The organism is Streptomyces sp. NPDC005794, from assembly GCF_042871445.1.
Taxonomy (GTDB): domain Bacteria; phylum Actinomycetota; class Actinomycetes; order Streptomycetales; family Streptomycetaceae; genus Streptomyces.
Map to the genome: position 1 here is coordinate 413,429 of NZ_JBIAIN010000005.1, position 24,828 is coordinate 438,256.

22 protein-coding genes and 1 pseudogene are annotated in these 24,828 nt (G+C 70.3%); 9 read left to right on the forward strand and 14 right to left on the reverse strand.

Annotated elements, in window-relative coordinates:
• Positions 1-87 precede the first annotated feature (87 nt).
• Both ACFYQ5_RS11150 and ACFYQ5_RS11155 read right to left on the reverse strand, forming a co-directional pair.
• On the reverse strand, positions 88-1,830 hold the full coding sequence (locus ACFYQ5_RS11150) for a pyruvate dehydrogenase (protein WP_389196303.1): 1,743 nt from the start codon (positions 1,828-1,830) through the stop codon (positions 88-90).
• 60 nt (positions 1,831-1,890) lie between these two features.
• Positions 1,891-3,240, reverse strand: a complete 1,350-nt coding sequence (locus tag ACFYQ5_RS11155) for a protein phosphatase 2C domain-containing protein (RefSeq protein WP_389196305.1) — start codon at positions 3,238-3,240, stop codon at positions 1,891-1,893.
• Positions 3,241-3,546: 306 nt separating this feature from the next.
• Here ACFYQ5_RS11155 and ACFYQ5_RS11160 point away from each other — a divergent pair, with 306 nt between their 5' ends.
• Both ACFYQ5_RS11160 and ACFYQ5_RS11165 read left to right on the forward strand, forming a co-directional pair.
• Entirely contained in the window at positions 3,547-4,533 is a 987-nt protein-coding gene (locus ACFYQ5_RS11160) for a helix-turn-helix domain-containing protein (protein WP_389196307.1), read from the forward strand.
• Positions 4,534-4,612: 79 nt separating this feature from the next.
• Positions 4,613-5,095: a DUF456 domain-containing protein gene (locus tag ACFYQ5_RS11165; protein ID WP_389196309.1), complete on the forward strand. Its 483-nt coding sequence runs from the start codon at positions 4,613-4,615 to the stop codon at positions 5,093-5,095.
• A 56-nt stretch (positions 5,096-5,151) separates the two neighbouring features.
• Here the strand turns inward: ACFYQ5_RS11165 and rsgA are convergent, their stop codons facing one another.
• Positions 5,152-6,306, reverse strand: coding sequence for a ribosome small subunit-dependent GTPase A (gene rsgA / locus ACFYQ5_RS11170; protein WP_389196311.1), 1,155 nt, complete (start codon positions 6,304-6,306; stop codon positions 5,152-5,154).
• 222 nt (positions 6,307-6,528) lie between these two features.
• Positions 6,529-6,741, reverse strand: coding sequence for a hypothetical protein (locus tag ACFYQ5_RS11175; RefSeq protein ID WP_389196313.1), 213 nt, complete (start codon positions 6,739-6,741; stop codon positions 6,529-6,531).
• Between the two features lie 273 nt (positions 6,742-7,014).
• On the opposite strand from ACFYQ5_RS11175, the gene ACFYQ5_RS11180 reads away from it, so the two are divergent.
• Positions 7,015-8,028 (forward strand): alpha/beta fold hydrolase, encoded by a 1,014-nt coding sequence (locus ACFYQ5_RS11180; protein WP_389196315.1) that lies wholly within the window; start codon positions 7,015-7,017, stop codon positions 8,026-8,028.
• Positions 8,029-8,107: 79 nt separating this feature from the next.
• Here ACFYQ5_RS11180 and ACFYQ5_RS11185 read toward each other — a convergent pair whose 3' ends face one another.
• From ACFYQ5_RS11185 to ACFYQ5_RS11200, 4 genes are all read right to left on the reverse strand, one after another.
• Positions 8,108-8,455, reverse strand: a complete 348-nt coding sequence (locus tag ACFYQ5_RS11185) for a hypothetical protein (RefSeq protein ID WP_389196317.1) — start codon at positions 8,453-8,455, stop codon at positions 8,108-8,110.
• A gap of 98 nt (positions 8,456-8,553) precedes the next feature.
• A complete protein-coding gene (locus ACFYQ5_RS11190; protein WP_389196319.1) occupies positions 8,554-8,829 on the reverse strand; it encodes a hypothetical protein in 276 nt (91 codons plus the stop codon).
• A gap of 246 nt (positions 8,830-9,075) precedes the next feature.
• The gene (locus tag ACFYQ5_RS11195) at positions 9,076-9,345 is read right to left on the reverse strand and encodes a hypothetical protein (RefSeq protein WP_389196320.1); all 270 of its coding nucleotides are present in this window, start codon (positions 9,343-9,345) and stop codon (positions 9,076-9,078) included.
• 592 nt (positions 9,346-9,937) lie between these two features.
• Entirely contained in the window at positions 9,938-10,792 is an 855-nt protein-coding gene (locus ACFYQ5_RS11200; protein ID WP_389196322.1) for a hypothetical protein, read from the reverse strand.
• A gap of 472 nt (positions 10,793-11,264) precedes the next feature.
• Between ACFYQ5_RS11200 and ACFYQ5_RS11205 the strand changes: the two genes are divergently transcribed.
• The gene (locus tag ACFYQ5_RS11205) at positions 11,265-12,086 is read left to right on the forward strand and encodes a chaplin (protein ID WP_389196324.1); all 822 of its coding nucleotides are present in this window, start codon (positions 11,265-11,267) and stop codon (positions 12,084-12,086) included.
• 63 nt (positions 12,087-12,149) lie between these two features.
• Here the strand turns inward: ACFYQ5_RS11205 and ACFYQ5_RS11210 are convergent, their stop codons facing one another.
• The 5 genes and pseudogenes from ACFYQ5_RS11210 to ACFYQ5_RS11230 form a co-directional block, all read right to left on the reverse strand.
• Positions 12,150-13,085 (reverse strand): dihydrodipicolinate synthase family protein, encoded by a 936-nt coding sequence (locus ACFYQ5_RS11210; protein ID WP_389196326.1) that lies wholly within the window; start codon positions 13,083-13,085, stop codon positions 12,150-12,152.
• Positions 13,082-14,088: pseudogene (locus tag ACFYQ5_RS11215) on the reverse strand (oligopeptide/dipeptide ABC transporter ATP-binding protein). The gene ACFYQ5_RS11210 and the pseudogene ACFYQ5_RS11215 overlap by 4 nt, the downstream one beginning before the upstream one ends.
• Complete coding sequence (locus ACFYQ5_RS11220; protein ID WP_389196328.1) at positions 14,085-16,052, reverse strand: dipeptide/oligopeptide/nickel ABC transporter permease/ATP-binding protein; 1,968 nt, start codon at positions 16,050-16,052, stop codon at positions 14,085-14,087. Before ACFYQ5_RS11220 ends, ACFYQ5_RS11215 begins: the two are co-directional and overlap by 4 nt.
• Position 16,053: 1 nt before the next feature.
• On the reverse strand, positions 16,054-17,004 hold the full coding sequence (locus ACFYQ5_RS11225) for an ABC transporter permease (RefSeq protein WP_389196330.1): 951 nt from the start codon (positions 17,002-17,004) through the stop codon (positions 16,054-16,056).
• Between the two features lie 71 nt (positions 17,005-17,075).
• Positions 17,076-18,671, reverse strand: coding sequence for an ABC transporter substrate-binding protein (locus ACFYQ5_RS11230; RefSeq protein WP_389196332.1), 1,596 nt, complete (start codon positions 18,669-18,671; stop codon positions 17,076-17,078).
• Positions 18,672-18,839: 168 nt separating this feature from the next.
• Here ACFYQ5_RS11230 and ACFYQ5_RS11235 point away from each other — a divergent pair, with 168 nt between their 5' ends.
• The 5 genes from ACFYQ5_RS11235 to ACFYQ5_RS11255 all read left to right on the forward strand — a co-directional run bounded on the left by ACFYQ5_RS11235 (position 18,840) and on the right by ACFYQ5_RS11255 (position 24,054).
• Positions 18,840-19,571, forward strand: a complete 732-nt coding sequence (locus tag ACFYQ5_RS11235) for a FadR/GntR family transcriptional regulator (RefSeq protein WP_389196334.1) — start codon at positions 18,840-18,842, stop codon at positions 19,569-19,571.
• Positions 19,572-19,731: 160 nt separating this feature from the next.
• Positions 19,732-20,736: an acetylxylan esterase gene (locus ACFYQ5_RS11240; protein WP_389196336.1), complete on the forward strand. Its 1,005-nt coding sequence runs from the start codon at positions 19,732-19,734 to the stop codon at positions 20,734-20,736.
• A gap of 14 nt (positions 20,737-20,750) precedes the next feature.
• Positions 20,751-21,227 (forward strand): hypothetical protein, encoded by a 477-nt coding sequence (locus ACFYQ5_RS11245; RefSeq protein WP_389196338.1) that lies wholly within the window; start codon positions 20,751-20,753, stop codon positions 21,225-21,227.
• Between the two features lie 73 nt (positions 21,228-21,300).
• Positions 21,301-22,740 (forward strand): exo-alpha-sialidase, encoded by a 1,440-nt coding sequence (locus ACFYQ5_RS11250; RefSeq protein WP_389196340.1) that lies wholly within the window; start codon positions 21,301-21,303, stop codon positions 22,738-22,740.
• 99 nt (positions 22,741-22,839) lie between these two features.
• Positions 22,840-24,054, forward strand: a complete 1,215-nt coding sequence (locus ACFYQ5_RS11255; RefSeq protein WP_389196341.1) for an FAD-dependent monooxygenase — start codon at positions 22,840-22,842, stop codon at positions 24,052-24,054.
• On the opposite strand, the gene ACFYQ5_RS11260 is transcribed toward ACFYQ5_RS11255, so the two are convergent.
• A complete protein-coding gene (locus ACFYQ5_RS11260; protein ID WP_389196343.1) occupies positions 24,000-24,737 on the reverse strand; it encodes a FadR/GntR family transcriptional regulator in 738 nt (245 codons plus the stop codon). The two genes, ACFYQ5_RS11255 and ACFYQ5_RS11260, sit on opposite strands and share 55 nt — an antisense overlap.
• Positions 24,738-24,828: the final 91 nt, after the last annotated feature.

The window sequence follows — 24,828 nt, forward strand, 5'->3', positions numbered from 1 at the left end:
AGCCGTCGCGGACGGGAGGGTGCGGTCGCATGCCCTCACATTATCGAGACCGCCGCGCGGAGCCGGCCGACCCCGCCCCTGTCCCGCTCAGGGCCGCGGCACGTTACGGAGGTTGGAGCGGGCCATCTGGAGCATCCGGCCGACCCCACCGTCCAGGACGATCTTGCTGGCGGAGAGCGCGAAGCCGGTGACCATGTCGGCACTGATCTTCGGGGGGATGGAGAGGGCGTTCGGATCGGTGACCACATCGACGAGCGCGGGGCCCTTGTGCTTGAAGGCGTCCTTGAGTGCGCCCTCCAGCTGCTTGGGCTTCTCCACCCGGACCCCGTACGCCCCCGCGGCCCGCGCGATCGCCGCGAAGTCGGGATTCTTGTTGGTCGTACCGAACGAAGGCAGCCCCGCGACCAGCATCTCCAGCTCGACCATCCCGAGCGAGGAGTTGTTGAACAGGACGACCTTCACCGGCAGGTCGTACTGGACGAGCGTGAGGAAGTCACCCATCAGCATGGTGAATCCGCCGTCGCCGGACATCGACACGACCTGCCGGTTCCGGTCGGTGAACTGCGCGCCGATCGCCTGCGGCAGGGCGTTCGCCATCGAACCGTGGCTGAACGAACCGATCACCCTGCGCTTGCCGTTGGGCGTGAGATAGCGGGCCGCCCATACATTGCACATGCCGGTGTCGACGGTGAACACGGCGTCGTCGTCGGCGAGTTCGTCGAGGACCGAGGCGACGTACTCGGGATGGATCGGTACGTGCTTGTCGACCTTGCGGGTGTACGCCTTGACCACGCCCTCGAGCGCGTCGGCGTGCTTCTTCAGCATCCGGTCGAGGAATTTCCGGTCGGTCTTGACCTTCACGCGCGGGGTCAGCGCACGCAGGGTCTCGCGCACATCGCCCCAGACCGCCAGGTCGAGCTTGGACCGCCGTCCCAGGTGTTCGGGCCTCACATCGACCTGGACGATCTTCACGTCGGTCGGCAGGAACGCGTTGTACGGGAAGTCGGTGCCCAGCAGGATCAGCAGGTCGCACTCGTTGGTCGCCTCGTAGGCGGCGCCGTAGCCGAGCAGTCCGCTCATGCCCACGTCGTACGGGTTGTCGTACTGGATCCATTCCTTGCCGCGCAGCGCGTGGCCGACCGGGGCCTTCACCCGCTCGGCGAACTCCATGACCTCGGCGTGCGCGCCCGCCGTTCCGCTGCCGCAGAACAGCGTCACCCGTTTGGCCTTGTCGATCATCCGGCAGAGCTTGTCGATCTCCTCGTCCCCGGGCTTCACGGAGGGCCTCGAGGTGACCAGCGCGTGTTCGATCGACTTCTCGGGGGCCTGCTGGGAAGCGATGTCACCCGGCATCGAGACGACACTGACGCCACCGCGGCCGATCGCGTGCTGGATGGCCGTCTGGAGCAGCCTCGGCATCTGCTGCGGGTTGGAGATCATCTCGTTGTAGTGGCTGCACTCCTGGAAGAGCAGCTCCGGATGGGTCTCCTGGAAGTAGCCGAGGCCGATCTCGCTCGACGGGATGTGCGAGGCCAGGGCGAGCACCGGGGCCATGGAGCGGTGGGCGTCGTAGAGGCCGTTGATGAGGTGGAGGTTGCCGGGCCCGCACGACCCCGCGCAGGCGGCGAGGGTGCCGGTGATCTGGGCCTCGGCGCCGGCCGCGAACGCGGCGGTCTCCTCGTGCCTGACCTGGACCCACTCGACAGCGGCGTTACGCCGGACGGCGTCGACCACGGGGTTGAGGCTGTCGCCGACGACGCCGTACAGCCGTTTGACCCCCGCCCGCACGAGGATGTCGACGAACTGTTCCGACACGTTCTGCTTGGCCATGGGTGCGCACCCTCTCTGCCTCCGGCTGTCCGTGACTCCATCAACCCACGGCGTGCCCGGTTACGCCTCCCAGACCGCGGCGCTCGTACGGTCGTCGGCGTACCCCTTGGTCCTGAGCTGGGTGTCGGCCAGATAGGCGGGCAGACCGGGTGGACCTTCCCCCGACCAGCGCCGCGCCAGCTCCTCGGCGAGCGCCGGCTCTCCGCGCATCGGTTCGGCCAGGCCGTTTCCGCAGAGCAGCAGCGTGTCCCCGGGCCGGGCGACGGAGGCGCGGAAGCGGAAGGGCTCCGCGGGCGGAGGCGGCGGAGCCTCGGCGTACGGGGACGCGGGCGTGGCGCTCTGCGGATCCATCGTCAGCCGGCCCCCGCCGGGACCCTCTTCGCCTGCCGCGCCGCCGGTCTCGGGGAGCACGGGGTCGAGGTCCTGCCAGGCTCCGTCGCGGAGGCGGAAGAGACCGCCCGGGCCGATGCCGAAGAAGACCCGGGTGCGGCACTTTGGGTCGGCGGGCAGCAGCAGACAGCGCAGACCGGCGTTGTACGCGGACGGTTCGAGGCCGAGCTCGGCGGCGCGGGCGCGCAGCTTGCCGTAGGTGCGGTCGGTGAGGCGGTGCAGCCCCGACTTCAGGTCGCCCCTGCGCCCCGCCCTTATGTCGTCGGAGAGCCGGGCGTGACTGCGGGCGACGGATCCGCCGATCCAGCGACAGGCGTCGGCGGTGGCGGCACCGGCCTGTCCCGCGCCCCGGGCATCGCCGGCCACCGCGACCAGGACGAGGGCGCTGTCCCCGGTACCGAAGCGCGCGGTGAGCAGGGCGTCGCGGCGGGGCTCACCGCGGAAGCGCGCCGAGTCCCCGCGCACGGACGCGGCCCGCAGCGTGTACGTCCCGTACCGGGCGCCGTCGAGGACCGTGTCGGGGACGAGGTCCTCGAGGTCGTCGGGGCCGGACGCGGGCAGTGCGGCGGGCTCGGCGTCGTAGGCGGGGTGCCGGTCTCCGACATGGCCGACGGCAGGGCCCGCCGGCGGCCCCGGTGCGGCGGCCGGCCCGGGAGGCGGGGGCGCGGTCGGCGGCCGTGCGGCGAAGGTCTGCGGCCGGGAGGGCCCGGCGGGGGCCTCCCAGGGGGCGCGCCCGACCGTGACGGTGCGCGGAAGGGCCGGCTCCGGCGCTGCGGGCGGCGCCGGCGTCAGGTCCGCCCCCGACGAGCGCGGGTCGGGCAGCGGCACCACCGTGACCGGGTGGTCGGCGTGGTCCGCCTGGACCGTGTCGGTTCCGCCCACGGCGTCCGACGCCGAGTCGAAGCGGTCGTCGAGACTGTCGGCCGCGCCGCTCGGCCCGGTGTCCGGCGCGGTCTCGTCGTACAGCCTGCGCCACCACTCGTCCTCGTGGGCGGCGGGCTTCTCCCCCTGCTGGCTCATGCCCATAGTGTCGACCGCTCGGGGCGTACGAAAACGGTTCATCCGGAAAAGTGGCCCGGAAGTGGCATCGACAAGGAGACCCGCCGGACGTCCCCACCCCCCACGGGAAGGTCGTCCGACGGGCCGGTCCGTGTGTTCAGCCCAGCACCCGTGGGGCGATCGTTGCTGCGGTGGCGCCAGATTGTCAGAGCGACGGGTGCTACGGGGCATGATGGGCCCGGCGGGTTTACGCCGTGGCTGTTTCCCGCCACGGCACCACGCCTGATGTGCGCAGGAATGCGCGCGCCGATCCGGGGAGGGCCGAGGATGCTGTCAGCGATAGGTCTCGACGAGAGACAGGAAGCGGTCTACCGGGCACTGGTCGCGGCGGGCGCCGCGGAGCTGCCCGGTCTCGCGCGCCGGCTGGCGACGCCGGAGGCGGACACCGAGCGCGCGCTGCGCCTCCTCGAACAGCAAGGTCTCGTCGCCCAGTCGTCGTCGAGAGCGGACCGCTGGGTCGCCGCGCCGCCCGGGGTCGCGCTGGGCGCGCTGCTCACCCAGCAACGCCATGAGCTCGAACAGGCGGAGCTGGCGTCCGCCCTCCTCGCCGAGGAGTACCGGGCGGAGGCGGCCGAACCCGCGGTGCACGACCTGGTGGAGGTGGTGACGGGCGCGAGCGCGGTGGCCCACCGGTTCCACCAGTTGCAGCTGGGCGCCACGTCCGAGGTCTGCGCGCTGGTCACGGGCAAGCCGATCGCGGTGACCGGGATGGAGAACGAGTCCGAGGAGCGGGCGACGATGCGGGGCGTGACCTACCGCGTGGTCGTCGAGCGGGACGTGCTCTCGCTGCCGTCCGGGATCGTGGAGCTGTCGGCGGCGCTGGGCCGCGACGAGCAGTGCCGGGTGGTCGACCGGGTGCCGACGAAACTGATGCTCGCCGACGCCACGCTGGCCATGGTGCCCCTGACCGGCCGGGGGGCCGAACCGGCCGCCCTGGTCATCCACGCCAGCGGGCTGCTGGAGTCGCTGATGGGCCTCTTCGAGGCGGTGTGGCGCGACGCGATGCCGTTGCGGCTCGGCGCGAGCGGGATCAGCGAGGGGAACGGTCCGGGTGCGGATCCGACCGACCTGGAGATCCTCTCGCTGCTCCTGGCCGGTCTGACGGACGCGAGTGTGGCGAAGCAGCTGGACCTGGGTCTGCGAACGGTACAACGGCGGGTGAAAGGGCTCATGGAGCTCACCGGGGTCTCCACCCGGCTCCAGCTCGGCTGGCACGCCTACGAACGTGGCTGGGTGGCCCGCGCCCCGCGCTGACCGCATCGGCCCTCGGCTTCGGCCGCTCGTGGAGCCCCGCTGACGCGCGGGACCCGACGTCCTCCGGCACGCTGGTCGAATGACTGTGTGGCAGCTCGTTGCCGTCGGGGCGGTGATGCTGCTCGGCCTGGTCGGCGTACTGGTGCCGGGCGTGCCCGGGCAGGCGATCGTCTGGGCCGCGGTGCTGTGGTGGGCGCTGACGGACCCGGCTCCGGTCGCCTGGGGCGTGCTGATCGGCGCGACGTGCCTGCTGCTGCTGAACCAGGTGCTGAAGGCGCTGCTGCCCTCGCGGCGCCCACGCGAGACGGGGGCGCCGCGCAGAACGCTGATGGCAGGGGGGATCGCGGCCATCGCCGGGTTCTTCGTGATCCCCGTGGTGGGCGGGGTCCTGGGATACGTCGGCGCGGTCTACGGCGTCGAGCGCCTGCGCCTCGGCAGCCGGGCGGCGGGCTGGACCTCGCTCAGATCCGTGATGCGGGCGACGGGGTACTCGGTGCTCCTGGAGCTCTACTGCTGTCTCCTGGTGGTGGGGGCCTGGCTGGGCGCCGTCATCTGGGGCTGATGAACCGGGGTGTCCGGGCGACGACTGCCGCCGCCCGGACACCCGGTCCGTTGCCACTAACGCGTCCTGCCCCTCTTCATCACCATGGCCGCCCGGCCTTCCGCGCTCCTGCGCTTCCATTCGCGCAGGGTCTCGGTGCGCAGCCGGGCGTCCGTCTTCGTCGCGATGCGATGGTTCTCCCGGAGCAGCTTGCGGTAGCTGTCGAGTCGCCGCTCGGGCAGTGACCCGTCCTCGATCGCGCCGAGCACGGCGCAGCCGGGCTCGGCCTCGTGGGCGCAGTCGTGGAAGCGGCACTGCCGTGCCAGGTCCTCGATCTCCGAGAAGACCTGGCCGACGCCGGTCTCCGCGTCCCAGAGACCGACCCCCCGCAGCCCGGGGGTGTCGATCAGGACACCTCCTGCCGGCAGGACGAGGAGGTTGCGCGTCGTGGTGGTGTGACGGCCCTTGCCGTCCACCTCCCGCGCCGCCTGCACGTGCATCACGTCCTCGCCGAGCAGGGCGTTGGCGAGCGTCGACTTGCCGGCACCGGAGGTGCCGAGCAGCACGCTCGTACCCCCGGCGACGATCGCGCCGAACACATCGATGCCCTCCCCCGTGGCAGAGCTGACAGGGAGCACCTGCACCCCGGGGGCGATGCCCTCGATGTCCGCGACGAGGTGGGACAGCGTGGTGGCGTCCGGGACGAGGTCGGCCTTGGTGAGCAGCACGAGCGGGTGCGCCTCGTGCACCGCGGAGCGGGGCCCGTCGTCGAGCAGAGCGGCGCCGGCGGTGCTGGACATGGCCAGCGCCAGGAACCTCTCCAGCCGTCCGAGGTCCAGCTCGACCGCGAGCGAGACGCAGATGACGATGTGATCGATGTTGGTGGCGAGCACCTGCCCTTCGGAACGCTGCGACGACGTCGAGCGCACGAAGGCGGTACGGCGGGGAAGAAGGGTGCGGACGAACTGAGGGTCGCCGTCGGGATCGACGGCCACCCAGTCGCCGGTGCAGACGATCCGCATCGGGTCACGAGGCACCACGAACGCGGTGTCCGCCCTGAGCGTGCCGTCCGGAGTGACCACGTCGCACCGACCGCGGTCCACCCGCACCACACGTCCGGGCAGGAGCCCCCGCTCGGCGTACGGGGCGAAGGTGTCGGCCCATGCGTCGTCCCAGCCGTACGGGGCCAGAGGGTGCGACGGAGTGGAAGCCTGAAAGAGGGAGAAAGACAAGGGAAACCCTTCACAAGGGCGGCCCCGGCACCGCGCGTTCAGGCGCGGAGAGAAAAGGTCTGGGTCAGCCGGCGGCCACGGGGGTGGGAACGATGCTCTTCGGGTCGTGGGCAGTGCCCACCGCAACGACGGTCATCAATGTCCTCACCTCCTGGTTCCTCCGACTCGGCGCACTCTAGCGGGAGGTGGCCGAGTGGCGTCAACGGCTTTTTGCCGACGAGGTCATTTCCCGCCGCCCATGCCTTCGGCTGAGGTCCGGGCACCGGGCACCGGAATATGCCCGACAAGCGGGTCGGACACAGCGGGCGAGGTGGACGTCGGGCCCCTGCGCCTCGCGGCCTCTGCGGCCTCCTGCCATTCGGCGAGCAGGCGGTCGTAGACAGGCGTATCGGATTCGGTGGGCCGCGACGGTCTGCGGCTGTCGTACTGGTCCATGAGAATGCCCTACCCGGGGTGGCGGGAAACGTAGCCCGCGTTGCGTCAACCGGCTCAACACGCACTCGGCCGGTTGGCCAAAAGAACGACCCACGGCGGAGGAGTTGACGACGACCGACCCTGACCAGCACCCCAGCCGGCTGCGGACCGCTTCGATACCACACCGAGCCGATATCACCGACACGCCCACTAAGGACGGATCGTCATGAATGGAGTGTGATGGGAGGATCGTGGGATTCAGCCTCAAACTCATCCCACTCCCCTGGGGGCCCCATGCATTCCGACATCAGTACCGCACAGGACACTCGAGTGCCGGGCCCCGCTCTCGGTACCGAGTCACCGGCCGTCGTAAGGGTGGAGGAACGCGCGCTCACCTTCGAGGGATTCACCTACCACTGCCGCATCGTCCACCAGGACCGCCCTCGGGCCGAACCACTGGTCCTCCTGGGCGGTTCCTCACAGAACCGATACGCGTGGTCGCGACACGAGAAGTGGCTGGCCGAGTACTGCACCACAGTCACTGTGGACCTCCCCGGTTACGGCACCGCGGATTTCCTCCCCGCCGAGCACGGCATCGACTTCCTCGCAGCCAACGTGCGGCACATGCTCGAGGAGTTGAGCATGCCGCAGATCAACCTCGTCGGCAGTTGCTTCGGCGGGGCCATCGCCATGCGCTTCGCCCAGCAGCACCCCGAGTACGTGGCCAAGCTGGGGTTGGTCGGGATGACCCTGGTGATTCCGGACGACTATGCCGCCGCCGTGCCGCGCTGGACACGGATGCTGGAACACGGCGACCGGGCCGGGATCGCCGGCGAACTGGTCGAGCGGTTCATGTCGCCGGCCGGCACCGGGACCGTGCGCAAGCACGCGATCGTCTCCCGGCTGCTCCTGCGTCAGTTCATGGCACAGTCGGACGACGAACTCCGGAAGTCGGTGGAGCACAACGCCCGCCTGATGAGCCACGACTGGTTCCGGGACGAACCGCTGCCCTCCGTGCCGTCCCTGGTGTGCACCGGTGAGTACGACACGCTCTGCACACCGACCGTGGGGCGCGCTGTCGCCGCCTCGCTGCCCTCGGCGAGTTTCACCACCATCAGGGAGGCCGACCACCTGGCCCCGGTGGAACGGATGGAGGAGTTCTCCGACCTGATCGTCAGGTTCTGCACCAACGGGCCGCTGATCGGACTGCCGTACTGCAACCCGATCGAGACCCTGGGCACTGCCGTACAGCGACCTGTCGTCCCCGCGCCGGTCGACCGGAGTGATGCGGCACCGACACACCGGTAGGAGCCCTGACCTGGCGTCTACATGCGGATGGCCGGACCCGATTCGGGTCCGGCCATCCGTCTGCTCAAGCGCGCCGGGCTCAGCGCCCGACGGCGGGGGCTACGAAGCCCTCAGGCGCAGGCGCCGAGTTGGTGCAGTTCACAGAGGGGCCGGTGTTCGTCGTCCCGCTCTGCCCCACAGTGAACCCGGGCTGCTGCACCGTCTCGCGGGTAACCGTCGTGCAGTTCGACTTCTGGTGAAGGTGGTACGTGCCGTCCTCGCTGGTGTACGAGGTCTCGCTCTTCTGGACGCAGACGACGTTGCCGTGCGCGTCCCGCGAGCAGTCGCCCTGCGGTCCTCCGGCGTACGCCTGAGTGACACCCAGCCCTGCCAGGGCAAGGCCACCCATGAGCATCGATGCGACTGCGATCTTCTTACGACTGGACATGCGCTGCGTTCCTTCGTGATAAGAAAGCGGGCCCGTCCCCCGGCCAATCGGCTCGGAATCCGGACCCACTCTCAGATACTTACTCGGCTACCGGACGCTCAGAAGGCGTCGTTGCCCGCGGCACACTGCGAGCCGATGTTCTGGTCCGACGCACCCGGGTCACCCTGGTTGCCGATCAGACCGCTCAGCACGCCGTTGAGGGCGCTGAGGTTGCTGAGGACGTTGACGCTCGTGTCGTGCTGCTCGCAGGACGCGCTCTGCTTGACGTCAATGTCCGGTCCGCCGTCACCGCCGGCGACGGCGGTGCCGGCGCCGATGAAGCCGACGCTACCGAGCATCGCGACCACAACGGCGGCCTTCTGAAGCTTGCGCATTTTCTCTGTCTCCGATTCTTGGCGGCACGCACCGTAGTTGTGCGCGTACTTACAGTCACGACATTACGGGAGTGCGCGCATCGGCGCCAACGGCGTGCCGGAAATCGAGGCAATGACCACCGTTCAGCCGAGCGCACGTCACGGCGCACGCCGGGGGAAGTGACGCCGCACAACGAGACGGCGGGCCGCCCCCAAGGGGCAGCCCGCCGCCGTGCCGTGCTTTTTCGGTCAGCTACTTACCGACGCTCAGAAGGCGTCGTTGCTCGCGGCACACTGCGAGCCGATGTTCTGGTCCGACGCACCCGGGTCACCCGCGTTGCCGATCAGACCGCTCAGCAGGCCGTTGAGGGCGCTGACGTTGCTGAGGATGTTGACGCTCGTGTCGTGCTGCACGCAGGACGCGCTCTGCGTCACGTCGATGCCGCCGTCGTCGCCGGCGAAGGCGGTGCCGGAACCGATGAAGCCGACGCTACCGAGCATCGCGACGACGACGGCGGCCTTCTGAAGCTTGCGCATTTCTTTCACTCCGTTTGACGCGTAAAGCACGGTCCGCTGTTGGCCGTGTTCTTACAGTTACGAGATGTTAGAGGATGAAGTACCGCAAATCACCGCGACGCACTGAGGGCGGAAGCCGACACTCGGCATGGGAAGCCAACTCCCCCTTGGGGGACAAGGGTTCCGCGGGATCGGAGGCCCTCGGCACCTCAGGGAAATACACTCGTTCGGACCATGCCGCCACGCGTGTCGGCGATGCTCTCGACGGGGGACATTCGCGTCCGCGACACAAAAGAAACCGCCGCCACCGGGGGAGGAACCCGGCGGCGGCGGCGCATGAGACACGGGGTCGACTCAGTGGCCTCCCCCACCCCTGCCGCAGTTCACCCTCGAAGCGCTTTCCTGGAACAGAACAATCCAGGAAATCGATATCACTATCGACGCACTCAACAGAGAAAGGGCTGCAGGGGAGATAATCCTGAATTCCTACCGACTACGGCACACTGTCAACTGCCTGACACTTCGGCAGTTTCGGCTGAGACAGCTACGCCTGGAATTCAGCGCACAACATACAACCAAAACACCCCGGCGCAAAGAGTGCGCCGGACACACACTAGCCCTGGATGAGGCCCAGCTCTTCGACGGGCGCCCCGACGGCAGCCTGCACCCCTACCGGAGCCTGGTCCTGCAGCGGCGCCTGCACAGCGGCCTCCGCCTCGACGGGCGTCGACTGCGGACGCTGCTCCTCGGCGGGAGCCTCGGCCGGAGCCTGGACCGGAGCCGCAACGGGAGCCTCGGCCGGAGCCTGGACCGGAGCGGGGGCCTGGGCCGGAGCCTGAGCCTCGGCCGGAGCCTGAACCGGAGCCGGAGCCTGAACCGGAGCAGGGGCCTGGGCCGGAGCCTGAGCCTCGGCCGGAGCCTGAACCGGAGCCGGAGCCTGAACCGGAGCAGGGGCCTGGGCCGGAGCCTGGACCGGAGCCGCAACGGGGGCCTCGGCCGGGGCCTGGACCGGAGCGGGGGCCTGGGCCGGAGCCTGAACCGGAGCCTCGGCCGGAGCCTGAACCGGAGCGGGGGCCGCAGCCGGAGCCTGAACCGGAGCCGCAGCCGGAGCCTCGACCGGAGCCGGAGCCTGGGCCGGAGCCTGAACCGGAGCCTGAACCGGAGCCGCAGCGGGGGCCTGGACCGGGGCCGCAGCGGGGGCCTCGGCCGGAGCCTGGGCCTGATGGGCCGGAGTATCCGTGGGAGCCACGCTGGCGTCGATGACCGTCGTGTTCGTGTTCGCCTGCGTGTTCCACTCGTTGTTAGTGGAGCAGTCCACCGTGTTGCCCGACGTCGACGCGATCGGGATGTGCAGGGCTTCCAGGCTGAAGCAGGACAGAACGTGGCCGTTGTTCTCGAACTTGGGACCGTCATCGGCCTGGGCCGCAGCCGCCCCGATCGCCAGCAGGGCAACGGCTGACAGAGACACGGCAGCGGTTCGCTTTCCGAACACGGAGATGACCTTTCGCTTAGGTCCGCGAATAATATTCACGAACCGAGTGGGGGGAAAATTCTTCGCGACTGTACAACAGCCCGACCTTTTCCTACGTACCACAACAATGAACGAGGTGGATTCGGACGGGTAATGCCGCCGAAAGAGTGACGGTCGGGAGTAATCCCCCGGCCGGCACTGTGCGCGCGGGAGCATCCGGATGACCACCACTGGGACACCTGTTCAGGCAACCTGAGCGCGTACGCGTAACCCGAACGGGGGAATCCAAAATTTGCGACGTCTTCCGAGTTTCCCCAGCGCAACCCGCTCGTTATGACTGTCGTCCAGCGCACTTGAGATGACGGTCCGCCGAGGTCATGGCCTCACACGCAACGGCACCACTCGTCACACACAGGCGTCACTTGCGGGTGCACTACCCGCGCGGAAATGTTTGAGGAAGGCCTATTCAATGCGTCAAGTGTTGAACAAAAGCATGTTCGTCATGGCAGCGGCGTCCGGCATCCTGACCGCCGTCGGCGGATATGCCCACGCCGACGCCTCGGCCGAGGGTGCCGCCGTCAATTCGCCGGGCGTCGGCTCGGGCAACGTCGCCCAGGTACCGGTGCACGTCCCGGTCAACGCCTGCGGCAACACCGTCAACGCGGCCGCCCTGCTGAACCCCTCCTTCGGCAACGCATGCGCGAACGTCGGCTCCCACAAGGGCCACCACGGTGAGGGCTCCGAGCAGAGCGACAGCCACGGCGAGGACCGCGGTATCCACAGCGACTCCGCTTACGACAGCGCGACCGAGGAAGCTTCCGGCGTGAGCGACCGCGGTCACGCCGGCCCGAGCTCCGACGCCTACGGCGACGACGCTCACCAGGGATACGGCGGGGCGAACGCCGAGGCGGTGGCCGCCGGCTCCCCCGGTGTGCTTTCCGGCAACGTCGTTCAGGCCCCGGTGCACATCCCCGTCAACGTCTGCGGCAACAGCGTCAACGCGATCGCCCTCCTCAACGCGGCCGCCGACAACGACTGCGTCAACGAGAGCGGCCCCGTGAAGCCTCCGGCCGACGAGCCGAAGGTTGACGAGCCGAAGGTCGACGAGCCCCCGACCGCTGTGAAGCCGCCGGCCGACGAGCCCTCCGTCAGCGCTCCCGCGCCGAGCACCCCGGTCGCGCAGCTGGCGCACACCGGTGCAGGCGAGATCGGTCTGGCCGCAGGTGGGGCCGCAGCGCTGCTCCTGGGCGGTGCGGTGCTGATGCGCCGCACCCGCGGCGCGCGCAACTAGTTCCGCCGTCGTACAGAGGGCCGTCCCGCAGTGTTCGCACTGCGGGACGGCCCTCTGTACGTGCTACACGCGGGACAGGCCCGCCCGGTCCAGGTACGCGGCGATCACGATCGTCTCCGCGGCGTCCAGGCGGCGCATCGGCGGGCTCATCACGTTGGTCGCGATGACGCCGCGCAGCATCAGAGCCGTCTTGAACGCGCCCAGCCCGGCCGCCGTCGCCGAGGCGGTGCCGGGCGCGGCGGCCCCGACGATGTCGAACAGCGCCACGAGACGGTCCTGTTCGGCCTTGGCGGCGGCCCAGTCACCACGTGTGGCCGCCTCGTGCAGCCGCACATAACCGTGCGGGTCGACATTGCCCAGGCCGGGCACCGACCCGTGGGCGCCGCTCAGCATCATCGCGTCGACCACCAACTCGTGGCCGGTCAGTACGGCGAACCGCGGCAGGTCCCGCGCCCCGATGACCAGCCGGCGGAAGGAACCGTCGTCCCCGCTCGAGTCCTTCACACCCGCGAGCACTCCGTCGGCCGCGAGCGGCAGCAGGAGTTCCGGGTCCAGCTTGCTGTGTACGCAGACGGGCACGTCGTACGCGAGGAGCGGCAGCTCCACGGCTGCGGCGATGTCCCTGAAGTGGCGGTCGATCTCGGTGGCGTGGGTGCGCGTGTAGAAGGGTGCGGTGGCCACGACCGCGTCGGCGCCCAGGGCGGCCGCGGCACGGGCCCGCTCGATCGCCCGGTTGGTGGTGGTCTCGATGGCACCCACAAGGACCGGCACCTGGCCCGCCGCCGTCGCGGTGATCACCTTGATGACCTCGTCCTGCTGACCGGGCGTCAGGTAGGCGGTCTCGCCGGAGCTGCCGAGGGCGAAGAGGCCGCTGACGCCGCCGCCGAGGAGATGGCCGACGACCCGCTCCAGGGAGACCCGGTCGAGCTCGCCGTCCGCGGTGAGCGGGGTGACGACGGGCGGGATCACTCCTGTGTAGGGGGTACTGGGGGCGGTCATGCGGTGCTCCTTGCGGGCGGTACGGGGGTCCGGTCCCCGGTGGGGGGCTCGGATGTCTGGGGGTGGACGCAGTGCCAGCGGTGTTCGCCGGGCCCGAAGGTCTCCTCGGGGAAGACCGTGGAACACTCCGCGTCCGCCTTCCAGCAACGGGTGCTGAACGGACAGCCGGCCGGCGGGTTGGTGGCGGAGGGCACCGGGCCGGTGAGCACGATGCGCTGCGTCGCCTCCAGCAGGCTGGGCGTGGCGGAGAGCAGCGCCTCGGTGTACGGGTGCCTGGGGGCGCCCGCGACATCGGCGGCCCGGCCCTCCTCGACGATGCGGCCGAGGTAGAGGACGGCGATGCGGTCGGCGAGATGGCGCACGGTCTGGATGTCGTGCGAGATGAACACCATGCCGAGGCCGAGGCGTTCACGCAGGTCGACGAGGAGGTTGAGTACCTGGGCGCGCACGGAGACGTCGAGCGCGGAGGTCGGTTCGTCGGCGACGATCAGTTCCGGTTCGAGGGCCAGGGCACGCGCGATGGCCACCCGCTGGCGCTGACCGCCGGAGAGCTGACCGGGCAGGGCGGCGAGGGTGTGGCCGGGCAGCCCGACGAGGTCGAGGAGTTCCTCGACACGTGCCTCGCGCGCCTCGCGGGTGCCGCGCCGGTGCACGTCCAGCGGGTCACGGAGGATCTGACGGACCGTGAGGCGCGGGTTGAGCGCGGTGGAGGGGTCCTGGAAGACGACGCCGACGGCCGAGCCGAAGTCGTTGCGCCGCTCGGCGGCCGACATCTCCCACAGGTCGCGCCCGTGGAAGAGGACCTCGCCCTCGGTGGGCTCCTGCAGCCCGGTCAGCACCGGGCGAGCGTGGACTTGCCGCAGCCCGACTCCCCCACCAGGCCCACGATCTCGCCGCGCTCGACCTGCAGGCCGGCGCCCGTGAGCGCGTGGACGGCGTCGCGGCTGAAGAGGCCTCCGCTGCGTGCCTTGTGGCGTACGTGGACGTCGTTGAGCCTGATCACAGGGCGCTCCCTTCCAGCTTCTTGGCCCCGGCCGGGTGATGGCAGGCGGAGCCGTGGTCCTCCGTGGCACCGCGCGCGGTGAGTGCGGGGGTCGTGGTGCGGCAGAGTTCGGTCGCCGCACCGCAGCGCCCCGCGAAGCGGCAGCCCTGTCCGAAGCCCTGGGGCGCGGGAACGACTCCGCGGATCTGGTGGAGCCGGTTCGCGCCGGCTTCCAGGGAGACGACGGAGCCGAGGAGACCCCGGCTGTAGTGGTGGGCGGGGTCGGTGAGGCCGGCACGTGTGTCGCCGATCTCGGCGAGGCGTCCTGCGTACATGACGGCGACCCGGTGCGCGAGGTCGCCGACCAGGGCGAGGTCGTGGGAGACCAGCACCATGGCGAAGCCGAGTTCGTCGCGCAGCTTGATCAGGAGCTCGACGACCTGGGCCTGGACGGTGACGTCGAGGGCGGTGGTCGGTTCGTCCGCGATCAGGAGGCGGGGACTGCGGGACAGGGCCATGGCGATGAGGACGCGCTGGCGCTGGCCGCCGGAGAGCTCGTGCGGGTAGCTGCGCAGGGTGCGTTCCGGTGACAGGCCGACGAGTTCGAGGAGTTCGGTGGGGGTCTTGGTGCCTCCTCGTGAGGTCAGCTGCTTCAGCTGGGTGCCGACGAGGACGGAGGGGTTGAGGGAGGAGAGCGCGTCCTGGTAGACCATCGCGATCTCGGGTCCCATCAGCGCCCGGCGTTCCTTGAGCGGGAGCTTCAGCAGGTCCCGGCCGCGGTAGAGGATCTCACCGCTGACTTCGGCGTTGCGGGCGAGGAGGCCCATGACGGCGAGGCTGGTGATGGATTTGCCGCACCCGGACTCACCGACCAGGCCGAGGGTCTCGCCTTCGTGGACGGTGAAGTTCAGCTTGTCGACGACGGGGATCTCGCCGTAGCGGTCCGGGAAGCGGATGGCGAGGTCGCGTACGACGAGGAGTTCGCCCGCGTCCTCGGGTACCGGGGTGATCGCGGGCTCGGTGTCGGCGATGTGCCGGGCGAGCTCGGCCAGCGCGGCGTCGATGTCGACGGTGGAGGCGGCCTCGACGGGGTCCGGGGCCGTGATGGTCCTGGACTCGGCCGAGGGGCGGGCGTTCCTGGGAGCGGCGGAGGCGTCGGTGAGGCCCTCCGACAGGATGTTGAGCGCGAGTACGGTGACCAGCAGGGCCAGGCCGGGGAAGAAGGTGGCCCACCAGCCGCCCGCCAGGAGGATCTGCCGGCCGTAGGCGAGGACGCTGCCCCAGCTGGGGTCGGGGTCCTGCACGCCGGCGCCGATGAAGGAGAGGCTGGCCTCGAAGATGATGGCCTCGGCGACCATGACGGTCGCGAACACCATGACGGGGGCCATGCAGTTGACGGCGACGTGGCGCAGCACGATGTAGCCACGCCGTGCGCCGATGACCTTCTCGGCCGCCACGTAGTCCTCGCCGTACTGCGCGAGGACGTTGGCGCGCACGACGCGGGCGAGCGAGGGGGTGTACACGAAGGCGATGGTGAAGATGATCACCGGGATGCTGGTGCCGAACACGGCGACGAGGACGGCCGCGAGCGCGATCGGCGGGAACGACATCACGATGTCGAGGGTGCGCATGACGGATTCGTCGCCGAGTCTGCGCGAGGTGGCGGCGAGCGAGCCGAGGACGGCTCCGGCGATCAGCGCGACGGCGGTCGCGCCGAGGCCGATGACCAGGGAGTAGCGCGATCCGTGCACCACGCGGGCGAACACGTCGCGTCCCGCCCGGTCGGTGCCGAACCAGTGCTCGCCGCTGGGGGCCTGCACGGGGGTGCCCGTGGTCAGCGGGTCCTGGGTGAGCAGGGGGGCGAGTACGGCGCCGAGGACGACGACGATCAGGACACCGAGGGCAACGCGGGAGGTGACCGGGAGGGCGCGGAAGGCGATGCCCGGTCGGGAGAGCTTCTTGGCCAGACGGCCCGTGGTGAACATGTCACACCGTCCTGATGCGCGGGTTGACCAGCAGATAGAGCAGGTCGACGATGACGTTGACCACCAGCAAGGCGATGGCGATGGTCAGTACGGTGCCCTGGACCAGGGCTACGTCGCCGCCGGTGACACCTTCGAGGATGAGTTTGCCCATGCCGGGCAGGTCGAAGATCGCCTCGATGACGACGGCTCCGCTGAGCAGGTAGCCGACCTTGACGCCGAGCACGGTGAGCGGGGTGACGAGCGCGTTGCGCAGCACCGAGCGGATCACCAGGAAGACCGGCAGGCCGTTGCCCTGGGCGGTACGGACGTAGTCGCGGTCGAGTTCGGCGACCATCGAGGTGCGGACGAGGCGGGCGAGGGACGCCGCGACGGGTACCGCGAGCGAGACGGCGGGCAGGACCATGGTGGTGAGCCATCCGCTGAACGAGTCCGCGGGGTTGGTGTATCCGCCGGTCGGGAAGATCCGGGTGTTCAGGGCGAACTGCTGGATGAGCAGGACGCCGAGCCAGAACGACGGGATGGCGACCCCGGCCATGGACAGGATCCGGAAGAGCTGGTCGGGCCAGCGGTCGCGGTACATGGCGCCCAGTACGCCGCCGACGACGGCCAGGACGACCGCGAGGAGCAGTCCGAGGAAGGTGAGCTGGAGGGTGAGCGGGAAGGCCGCGGTGATCCGGTCGATCACGGGCTGGCTCGGCGGGACGGTCATCCCGAGGTCGAAGTGGAGCAACTGGCCGAGGAAGTCGACGTAGCGCACGGGTAGCGGGTCGTTGAGACCGTTGGCCTCGGCGAAGGCCTCCCGGGCCTCCGGGGTGGCGCTCTCCCCGAGCGCGTTGAAGGCCGGGTCGACCGGCGAGAACTGCAACACCACGAAGACCAGCAGCGCGATGCCGAGGATCATCACCGGCATCATCGCGACGCGGCGCAGCGCGAGCCGGAGAAAAGCAACCATCGTCGGGTTCCTTGCGATTGGGCGGACGGCGGGTCCGGGCCGCCGGGGAGGGCGGCCCGGACCGGTGGGGGTCAGGCGCGGCTGACGTCCACGAAGGACAGGCCCGTGGTGGGCAGCGGCTCGAAGCCGGGCAGGGCCTTCTCGTTCCAGGCGGTGGGCAGCTTGCGGTGGAGGATCGGGTAGAGCGCGGCCTCTTCGGCGACGAGGTCGGTGATCTGCCCCCACAGCTGCTTGCGCGCCGCCTCGTCGGCGGCCCGGGCGGCCTTGTCGAGGAGCTGCTTGACCTGCTTGTACTCGGCGGTCGTGGCCCAGCCGTAGCGCTTCTCCGGCCAGAAGCCGTAGTAGAACCAGCGCATCAGGAGGTCGGCGTCGTTGCCGAAGACGGAGGGGTCGCCGGGTGCGACCAGGACCTCGAAGTCGCCGCTGTCGACCTTGGCGTACTGGGCCGGGGACTGCGCGATGTTCAGGGTGGCCTCGATGCCGGCGGCGGCCCAGCTCTCCTTGAGCAGCGGGGCGATGTCCTTGACCCAGCCGGTGTCGGTGGTCAGGACGGTGAACTTGAGCTTGCGCACGCCCGCTTCGCCGAGCAGCTTCTTCGCCTTGGCCACGTCGTGCGTGTAGACGGTGGCGGCCTGGTGGTAATCGGGGTGTGTCCGGGGGACGTACCCCGTCGCGGCCGCCGCGTTCCCGACCATGGCGGTCTTGATGATCTTCTCGGTGTCCAGCGCGTAGTGCAGCGCCTGGCGGACCCGCTTGTCGGCGAAGCGCTTGTCGGCGGTGTTGAACATCAGGAAGAGGAGGCCGAAGGACTGCACGGACTCGGTCTTCGTGGTGGCGGAGAGCCGCTTCACGTCGATGTACGGGACGTCCTCGATGGCCTGGACGCGGCCGGACTCCATGGCGCTGACGCGGGCCGACTGGTCCGACATCAGGCGCCAGATCATCTTCTCGGCCATGGCCGGGTGGGGGCCGTTGTACGCGGCGAACTTCTCGAAGACGATCTTGTCCTCGCGGGTGGCCTCGACGAACTTGTAGGGCCCGGAGCCGACCGGCTTGGCGTCGAACCCCTTGACGTCCGCCTCGACCGTCTTCTTCGGCACGATCCGGGCGACGGCGACGCGGGACGGGAAGAGGGCGAAGGCGTGCTTCAGCTTGAACTCGACCGTCTTGGTGTCGACGGCGGTGACCGTGTCGATGAACGGCACGAACTGCGCCATCAGCGAGGCGTTCTTCGGATCCAGGATGCGTTCGAAGCTGAACACGACGTCGTCGGCGGTGACCGGTGACCCGTCGTGGAAGGTCGCACCGTCGCGGAGAGTGGCCCGGTAGGTGGTGGCGTTGATCTTCTTCGGCATCTCGGTGGCGAGCGCGGGGCGGGCCACGAGTGTCGCGGGATCGAGATCCACGAGGCCCTCGAAGATGTGCATGTTGGCGGCGTACGGCGTGGCGCCCGACGTGGTCATCGGGTCGAATCCGGTCGACAGCGGGTACGACAGACCGGCCTCGATGGTGCCGCTGCCGTCCCCCTTGCCCGCCGCACCGTCGGCGGTCGAGGAGGGCCCGCCGCATGCCGAAAGGCCTGCCGTGATGGCGGCGGCCGCGCCGATGGCGCTCGTGTAACGCAGGAAGGTGCGGCGCTCGACGCCGGCTGGCCTCAGCTCGGGCACGGGTCCTCCAAGGGACATGGGGATGAGAAATGGGTGGAGAAGAACTGTTTCGGTGACTATCGGACCGCCGATGAACCAGTAAGCATCAGACGTCAGATGTCTGATGCCTTGATAGCGTGGGAACGTAGCTTGACAATCGAGAGGGGTCAAGAGGTGGGGAGTTCACATATGTCCGGCACGCGCCCCGGGCGCACCCTGTTGCGACAGGAAGTCGTCGAAGGCATCAAGCGCTACATCCTCGACGAGCGGCTGCGCCCCGGGGACCCGCTTCCGACCGAGCCGGCCCTGTGCGAGGCACTCGGAGCCAGCCGGTCCAGCGTCCGGGAGGCCGTCAAGATCCTCGCCGCCCTCGACATCGTCGAGGTGCGCCACGGCCACGGGACGTACGTCGGCCGGCTGAGCCTGTCCGCGCTGGTGGAGAGCCTCACCTTCCGCGGCCTGCTCTCCCCGGACGACGACTTCCAGGTGATGGCCGACCTCGTCGACGTGCGCGAACTCTTCGAGCGGGGCATGGCCGACCGGATCATCTCCTCGCTCAGCACCGAGCAGCTGGACACCCTGGACGGCCTCGTGGCGACCATGCGCGCCACCGGCGCGGGCGACGGCCACGGCTTCGTCGCGGCGGACCGGGCCTTCCACGCCCAGCTCGTGGCCCCGCTCGGCAACGACCTGATCGGTCAGCTCTCGATGGCCTTCTGGGACGTCTACACGATCGTCGCGCCGCACCTCGAAGGATTCACGCACGCCGACGAGACGGCGACGATCGCCGCCCACCAGAACATCGTGGACGCGGCCCGGGCGGGCGACGTCGCCGCGTTCCTCCAGGCCCTCGGGGAGCACTACGCACCCGTCAGGCGACGGATCGCCGAGGCCAGGTCACGCGGGGCCGGCCCGGCCTGACCGCGAGCGTCACACCCCCGCCCCCGCCGCCCCTCAGGCGGGGGCTCCACAGCCCCGGCACTCTTGACGTCCGGCCACAAGGCTCCCTAGGGTCCGGTTGCCACCAGGACATCTGACGTCTTCTGTCCTGTCGCTTCCCGTACACCAGGAGGGCACAGTCATGCCGTCGGCCGATCTCACGCTCGCGGAATGCCGCACCTACCGGCCCGAACTCCCGCTGCCCTACGGCTTCGACGGCTTCTGGGCCGGCACCCTCGGCGAGGCGCCGCACGACGGTATCCAGGACAAGCCCCGGTACAGGCAGGTCGACTGCGGTCTGCTCCAGGTGCGTACGTACGACGTGAGCGTTCCCGGGTACGGCGGACGCCCGGTGCGCGGCTGGCTGCACATGCCCGCCGGGGCCACCGAACCGCTCGGCTGCATCGTCGAGTTCCTCGGGTACGGACGCGGCCGGGGGCTCGCGCACGAACAGCTGATGTGGGCCTGCGCCGGATACGCCCACCTGATCATGGACACCCGGGGCCAGGGGTGGTCCGCGGCGGGCGGCGTCACACCCGACTCCGACCCCGGAGCCGCCGGAGCCGTGCCGGGCTTCCTGACCCGGGGCATCGAGAGCCCCGAAACCTACTACTACCGACGGGTGTTCACCGACGCGGTCCGCTGTGTGGAGGCGATGCGTGTGCACCCTGAGGTCGATCCCGCCCGCATAGTGGTGACCGGGTTCAGTCAGGGCGGCGGTATCGCGCTGGCCGTGGCCGGGCTCGTGCCGGGGCTCGCCGGCGTGATGCCGGACGTCCCGTTCCTGTGCAACATCCCCCGGGCCGCGCGGATCGCGGGAATGCCGCCGTACACCGAGGTCGCCGCCTACCTCCGGCTCTACCGCGACCGCACCGAGCCGGTCTTCCGCACACTGGCGTACTTCGACGCGGCGCACCACGCGACCCGCGCGACCGCTCCCGCGCTGTTCTCCATCGCGATGACGGACGAGATCTGCCCGCCCTCCACCTGCTTCACGGCCTACAACCGTTACGCGGGCCCCAAGGACGTACGCGTCTACGAGTTCAACGGGCACGAGGGCGGCACCGAATACCACCGGGCCGAGCAACTGGCCTGGGTGCGTTGCCTGTTCGCCGGCCTGCCGACCGAGCAGGCCGACCGCTCCTGACCGGAGGAGGCTCCGTGCGCAGACGTTCCCTTCTTCTTGCCGCAGGTGCGGCAGCCCTGTCCGGTCCGCCGGCCGGCCGCGCCTTCGCCGCTTCCCGCAGCGGCCCGCTGGTGGACCACGGCACAGCCGTGGACCTGGACGGCGGCGAGCACGTCGACCTGTCGTCCCACGTGGGGGCGCCGGCCCCGCTCTCCACGGGAACGATCCTCGTCACCTTCCGCACCACGAGCCACGACAACGCGATGACGCTGATCAGCGCCTCCGACCCGGCCGCCCCCTCCTCGAACCTCACGCTGAGCCTCAGCGGCGGCGCCCTGCAGTTCTCCGTACGGCGTCAGGGCGCCGTCCTCATCAATGTCATGACCAGGACGCGCTACGACGACGGGCTGCAGCCCGACGAGCGGGGTCACCACCGCATCGCCCTGAAGATGATCAAGGATCTGCAGATCTTCGACACCGGCAGCCGGGTGTGCGCCCTTTCCATCCCCTGACGCGTCGGCCCGTCACGCCCCGCGCGCCGCTCCCTCCCCGTACCTCTCCCCCTCACGAGAAGAGAGACCGTTCATGCAGCGCAGAGTCACCGTCGCCATGCTGTCCGCCGCCGTCCTGGTGGCCACCGCGACAGGCACCGCCCACGGCGCCCCCACCGCCGCCGGCGAACTGACCTCCCAGGACCTCGCGACCCAGGGCGTCGGATCCCCCTACTACCGCATCCCCGCGCTGACCACCTCCGTCAAGGGCACCCTGCTCGCCGCCTACGACTCCCGTCCCACGCTCGGCGACCTGCCCGGCAACCTCGGGATCGTGCTGCGCCGCAGCACCGACGGCGGTGCCACCTGGAAGACCCAGCAGGTCGTCCGCAAGGAGGCCGCGCCCAAGGGCTTCGGCGACCCGAGCCTGCTCGTGGACCGCACGACGGGCCGCATCTTCGTCTTCTACGCGGGCTCCGTGAACCAGGGCTTCTTCGGGTCCGCCACCGGCAACGACGAGACCGACCCGGACGTCCTCCAGGCCGACTACAGCTACTCGGACGACGACGGGGTGACCTGGACCCACCGCCGCATCACCCAGCAGATCAAGAACCCGGCCTGGGCCGGCATGTTCGCGGCCTCCGGCGAAGGCATCCAGGTACGCAACGGCCCGTACAAGGGGCGGCTGATCCAGCAGTACGCCATCCGCGACAACGGGGCCAACTACGCGGTCAGCGCGTACAGCGACGACCACGGCGCGACCTGGAGGACGGGCAACCCGATCGGGCCCGGCGGGGACGAGAACAAGACCGTCGAGCTCAGCGACGGCCGGATCATGCTGAACAACCGTTCGGCGCCGTACCGGACGATCGCCTACTCCACCGACGGCGGGGTGAACTACACGCCGTTCACACAGGACACCGAGCTGCCCGACCCGGCGAACAACGGTTCGGTCATCCGGTACGCCCCTGACGCCGCCGCGTCCGACCCGAAGTCCTCGTGGCTGCTGTTCAGCAACACGGAGAGCACCTCCTCCCGGAGCAACCTCACCGTGAAGATGTCCTGCGACAGCGGGAAGACCTGGCCGATCCGGAAGGTCGTCGACCCGGGAAGTGCCGCGTACTCGACGCTGACGCGACTGCCGGACGGCCGGGTGGGCCTGCTCTACGAGCGCGACAACTACAAGAACATCAGCTACTCCTCGTTCGACCTGACGTGGCTCGGCGGCACCTGCGCCGACATCACCCTCACCCCGCCGGCCACCCTGAAGGCGGGGACGGCCACGGAGGTCACCGTCCGGGTCGTCAACCGGATGGACGTGACCCGCAGTGCGGGAACGCTCGACCTGGCGGTGCCCGGCGGCTGGACGACGAAGCAGGTGGCGTTCCCGGCGACGCGGCCGGGTGAGGGCGCGAACATCACGGTCCCGGTCACGATCCCGGCGGGTGCCTCCGGGGACGCAAAGCTCACCGTGACCTACAGGTCCGACGGCAAGCAGGCCTCGGGCAGCCGGACGGTGACCGTGACCCCGTAACACCACGTCCCGAGGGCGGTGTTGTCCCCCGTCCGCACCCGGCCGGCTGCGACGATGGGGGGACATCACTTCCCGGGACGACGGACAGGCGGCAGCGGCATGGCGGCAACGGGCTTACGGATGGGCGTGGTCGGCGGCAGCATCGCCGGGTGCGCGATGGCGGTCGCGGGCATCAGGGCGGGGGCGGACGTCACCGTGTACGAGCGCAGCACCGGCACGCTCCAGGACCGGGGACTCGGCATCGTCATCCCGCCCGCCCTGCACATGCGTCTGGTCACGGCGGGCTATCTGGACGCCGCCATGCCGACCGCCCCCGTGGCGACCCGCGTCTGGCTGACCCGGGCGCCGGACGGACGCTCGGCACGTGAGTTCGCGCGACAGCCCAGCCCGGTCACCCCCTGCAACTGGGGACTGCTGTGGCAGGCGTTGCGCACCGCCTCCGCGGGCGCCCGCCATCACCGCGGACGCCCCGTCACCTCGGTCGGGCGGGCCCCCTCCGGTAGCGCCCTCGTCCGCACGGCAGGGAGCGAGGACGCCCACGACATCGTCGTGGGCGCCGACGGGCACGCGTCGCTCACCCGCCGCGTCCTGGCTCCGGACCTGCGGCCCACCCCCGCCGGATACGCCGTATGGCGCGGCACGCTCCCCCTCGGCGCGCTCGCGGACCACCGCCGGCCTCTGGAGTTGCTACGCGGCGCCTGGGTCACGCTCGGCTTCCCCGGCGGGCACGGCATCTTCTATCTGATCCCCCGGGGCGACGGCGCCGGACCGGACGGCCGTCTGCTCGCGTACGCGATCTACGCGACACCGCCCGACGGGGCCCCGGGCGAAGCCGGGTACGTACGGCAGCTGGCCGAGGAGCACTTCCCCGAGGAGTGGGCGGAGATCGTGGCCCGCGGCGAACACACCGCGATGACCTGCCACCCCGTCGCCGACCTGCACGCGCCCCGCGCCGCGGACCCGCCGTTCCTGCTCGCGGGCGACGCGGCGGGGGTCACCCGCCCGCACACGGCGAGCGGGGCGGTCAAGGCGCTGCAGGACGCGCTGTGCCTGGAGGAGGCGCTGCGGACGTCCGCCTCACCCGCCGACGCGCTGCGGCACTACTCCCGCGAACGTACCCCGGAGGGGGCCCGGCTGGTCGAGCTGGGCCGCAGGCTGGGCCGCGCGCAGGTGGAGCAGGCCCCGGACTGGGCGGCGATGGACCAGGACACGGTGGACGCGTGGTGCCGCACCACCCTGGCGGGGGCGAGCAGCTACCTCTACTCGGGCACGGAAGCGGGCGCGGAAGCGGGCGCGGAGACCGGCGCGGGCTGAGGTTCCAGCCGCTCGCGGATGCCGCCGAAGTGGGTGCGCATGGCGCGCACCGCACGCACGCCGTCGGCCGCCGCGACCGCCTCGACGATCTCGTGGTGCTGGGCACAGGTGACGGCCGGGTCCTGGTGGCCGTCGTCGACGTCCTCACGCACCCGGTCCATGGCCGCCCAGAACGCGTCCAGCACCTCGCTGAGCAGGTGGTTGTCGAGGGAGGCGTAGAGCGCGAGGTGGAAGGCGCGGTCGGTGGCCCGGGCGACCCGGCCGCCCTCTGCGGCCTCGGCCTCCATGGCCGTGACCAGGGCCCGCAGCACCGCCAGGTCCTCCTCGGGGACTCCGGCGGTGACCGCGCCGACCAGTCCGGTCTCCAGCGCCTCACGCACCCTCATCAGCTCCAGCAGACCCGGCTCACCCTGCCCGTGCCGGACGGCGGCCCGGAAGGCCAGCCCCTCGGCGAAGGGTGACAGGGAGAGGGAGCCGACGAAGGTCCCGAAGCCGCGCCGGATCTCCACGACGTTCATGGCCTGGAGGGCCTTGAGCGCCTCGCGCACCGAGACGCGTCCGGCCGAGAACAGCTCCATCAACTCGGCCTCGGTGGGCAGCGGGTCGCCCGGTCCGAGCCTGCGTTCGAGGATCAGTTCCTTGATCCTTCGCTCGATGTCCTGAGCCATGGTGGGGCGGGCCACTACGGTCCTCCTGGGGTGTCGCCGGCCGCCGGTACCTCTTGACCGGCCGCCGGGGCATCTGTTTAAGGTGAGTCCAGACATAGGACATCTT

What these genes read in the sequence shown, in the direction of transcription:
- ACFYQ5_RS11180 (WP_389196315.1), top strand. Translation starts at nt 7,015, where the DNA reads ATGCATTCCGACATCAGTACCGCACAGGACACTCGAGTGCCGGGCCCC.
- ACFYQ5_RS11220 (WP_389196328.1), bottom strand. Translation starts at nt 16,052, where the DNA reads ATGTTCACCACGGGCCGTCTGGCCAAGAAGCTCTCCCGACCGGGCATC.
- ACFYQ5_RS11235 (WP_389196334.1), top strand. Translation starts at nt 18,840, where the DNA reads ATGTCCGGCACGCGCCCCGGGCGCACCCTGTTGCGACAGGAAGTCGTC.
- ACFYQ5_RS11150 (WP_389196303.1), bottom strand. Translation starts at nt 1,830, where the DNA reads ATGGCCAAGCAGAACGTGTCGGAACAGTTCGTCGACATCCTCGTGCGG.
- ACFYQ5_RS11255 (WP_389196341.1), top strand. Translation starts at nt 22,840, where the DNA reads ATGGCGGCAACGGGCTTACGGATGGGCGTGGTCGGCGGCAGCATCGCC.
- ACFYQ5_RS11190 (WP_389196319.1), bottom strand. Translation starts at nt 8,829, where the DNA reads ATGCGCAAGCTTCAGAAGGCCGCCGTTGTGGTCGCGATGCTCGGTAGC.
- ACFYQ5_RS11210 (WP_389196326.1), bottom strand. Translation starts at nt 13,085, where the DNA reads ATGACCGCCCCCAGTACCCCCTACACAGGAGTGATCCCGCCCGTCGTC.
- ACFYQ5_RS11155 (WP_389196305.1), bottom strand. Translation starts at nt 3,240, where the DNA reads ATGAGCCAGCAGGGGGAGAAGCCCGCCGCCCACGAGGACGAGTGGTGG.
- ACFYQ5_RS11225 (WP_389196330.1), bottom strand. Translation starts at nt 17,004, where the DNA reads ATGGTTGCTTTTCTCCGGCTCGCGCTGCGCCGCGTCGCGATGATGCCG.
- ACFYQ5_RS11185 (WP_389196317.1), bottom strand. Translation starts at nt 8,455, where the DNA reads ATGTCCAGTCGTAAGAAGATCGCAGTCGCATCGATGCTCATGGGTGGC.
- ACFYQ5_RS11205 (WP_389196324.1), top strand. Translation starts at nt 11,265, where the DNA reads ATGCGTCAAGTGTTGAACAAAAGCATGTTCGTCATGGCAGCGGCGTCC.
- ACFYQ5_RS11240 (WP_389196336.1), top strand. Translation starts at nt 19,732, where the DNA reads ATGCCGTCGGCCGATCTCACGCTCGCGGAATGCCGCACCTACCGGCCC.
- ACFYQ5_RS11175 (WP_389196313.1), bottom strand. Translation starts at nt 6,741, where the DNA reads ATGGACCAGTACGACAGCCGCAGACCGTCGCGGCCCACCGAATCCGAT.
- ACFYQ5_RS11165 (WP_389196309.1), top strand. Translation starts at nt 4,613, where the DNA reads ATGACTGTGTGGCAGCTCGTTGCCGTCGGGGCGGTGATGCTGCTCGGC.
- ACFYQ5_RS11250 (WP_389196340.1), top strand. Translation starts at nt 21,301, where the DNA reads ATGCAGCGCAGAGTCACCGTCGCCATGCTGTCCGCCGCCGTCCTGGTG.
- ACFYQ5_RS11160 (WP_389196307.1), top strand. Translation starts at nt 3,547, where the DNA reads ATGCTGTCAGCGATAGGTCTCGACGAGAGACAGGAAGCGGTCTACCGG.
- ACFYQ5_RS11195 (WP_389196320.1), bottom strand. Translation starts at nt 9,345, where the DNA reads ATGCGCAAGCTTCAGAAGGCCGCCGTCGTCGTCGCGATGCTCGGTAGC.